General features: G+C 76.1%; 2 protein-coding genes. Both read left to right on the plus strand.

What is annotated here, in order from left to right; all coding sequences use genetic code 11:
• The coding region (locus tag B7767_RS30005) for a hypothetical protein (RefSeq protein ID WP_107486406.1) at positions 1–626 on the plus strand (626 nt) is incomplete at its 5' end.
• 59 nt (positions 627–685) lie between these two features.
• The coding region (locus B7767_RS30010; protein ID WP_085574900.1) for a lytic transglycosylase domain-containing protein at positions 686–1,937 on the plus strand (1,252 nt) is incomplete at its 3' end.

Raw genomic sequence — 1,937 nt, forward strand, 5'->3', positions numbered from 1 at the left:
CCCCGTCCCCGTCCTCCGCGCGGGCGACGGAACCGGTCGCGGCCGACGGGAAGGCCGCCCGGACCCGGCCGCGCCGGCCGGTGGGCCTCGTGGCGCTCTGCGCGCTGACCGTGCTCCTCGGCGGCTTCGCCGGCTGGGCGCACGCGGAGGCCGAAGCGCTCCGGGACGCCCCCGCACGGCACAACACCGCCCTGACCGACCTGGCCCGCACCAGCGAGATCAAGGGACAGACGGCCAAGGCCGTCGACGCGCTCTTCTCCTACGACCACACCGACCCCGGCGCCCTCGAGGAAGCCGCGGCGGACCTCCTCACGGGAAAGGCCGTCGACCAGCACGGAGCCCTGCTCGCCGACGTCCGCGAGCGGGCCGACGAACAGAAGGCGGTGATCACCACGACGGTCACCGAGAGCGCGGTCGAACGGATCGACGGCGACCGGGCCCGGGTCCTCGTCTACGCGGACCAGAGCAGCGTCGGCACCGCCGGGACCACGAAGGACGCGAAGAGCGCGAAGAGCGCGGAGGACTCGGAGGACGAGGGCGTGTACGCGGGGGCCATGCTCGCCGTCGACGTCGTACACCGCGACGGACGCTGGCTCGTCTCCGGCATCGACACCTTCGGCCGCTGAGGACCGTACGACCGCCCCCACCGCCCCCCACCGGCACCCCACCCACAGGAGCGACAGCCATGCCCGTACGCCGCGCCGCCCGACGCCCGTATGCCGGCCGGACCCGCAGGGGACTGCGGACGACCGCCGTCGCAGTGGCGGCCATGGCGGCCCTCACCGCCTCCCAGGCGCCCGGCCTCACCCGGGACGCGAAGGACGACCACGCCGCCCCGCTCGCCGACGACGTGAGCACACCGGCGGCAGGCGGCCCGTACACCGAGCTCGCTCCTCCGGGGGACGGCTCCTACCACACCGAACTCCCGCCCCTGGACACCCCGGACGTCGCGTCGGCGCCCCCGGTGGTCGTGCGGGACCTCCGTTCCCAGTCGGGCATCCCGGCCACCGTGCTGCGCGCCTACCGCGCCGCCGAGACCTCCGTCGGCGGCACGGATCCCGGCTGCCGGCTGCCCTGGGAACTGCTCGCGGCGATCGGCAAGGTCGAGTCCGGCCATGCGCGCGGCGGCGCGGTCGACCGGAACGGCACGACGCTGGGCCGCATCACCGGACCGCCGCTCAACGGCCGGGGTTTCGCCCTGATCCGGGACACGGACGGGGGCGCCCACGACGGTGACGCGGTCTACGACCGCGCGGTGGGGCCGATGCAGTTCCTGCCGTCCACCTGGGCCCGCTGGGGCACGGACGGCAACGGTGACGGCCGCGCCGACCCGAACAACATCTTCGACGCGGCCCTGGCGGCCGGCCACTACCTGTGCGCCGGCGACCGGGACCTGGGCCGGGCGGCGGACCTGGACCGGGCGATCCTCAGCTACAACCACTCGTACTCCTACCTGAGGCTGGTCGAGTACTGGCTGGAGTTCTACAGCCGGGGGGTCCACACCGTCCCCGACGGCAGGGGCGTCATCCCGAGGAGCCCCGGCGCGGGCGGTGAGACCCCGGCGACCGAACCCGTCGACGGCGGGAGCGGCGGCAGGGGGAACGGGAACGGGGGCGGCGGCATCGTCATCGGCCCGGACCCGAGCACGTCGGGCGGCCCCGGGCCGTCCCCCTCCGCCCCCTCACCGTCGTCCACCCCGAATCCGGCCTCCCCGTCCCCGGAGCCCTCCTCCCCGACGGCGTCCCCGACGAGCCAGGAACCCTCGCAGCCGCCCGGCGAGTCCCCCACCGGGACCCCGTCACCCTCGCCGGACCCGACCGACCCGGGCCCCTCGCCCACCGCCCCGGACGACTGCGTACCGGAGACCGCGACCCCGTCCCCCGACCCCAGCGCCTCCCCGACCGCCTCGCCCTGCCCGACCGCCCCGGCCACTCCCT

It is taken from the genome of Streptomyces sp. 13-12-16 (assembly GCF_002114215.1).
GTDB lineage: Bacteria > Actinomycetota > Actinomycetes > Streptomycetales > Streptomycetaceae > Streptomyces.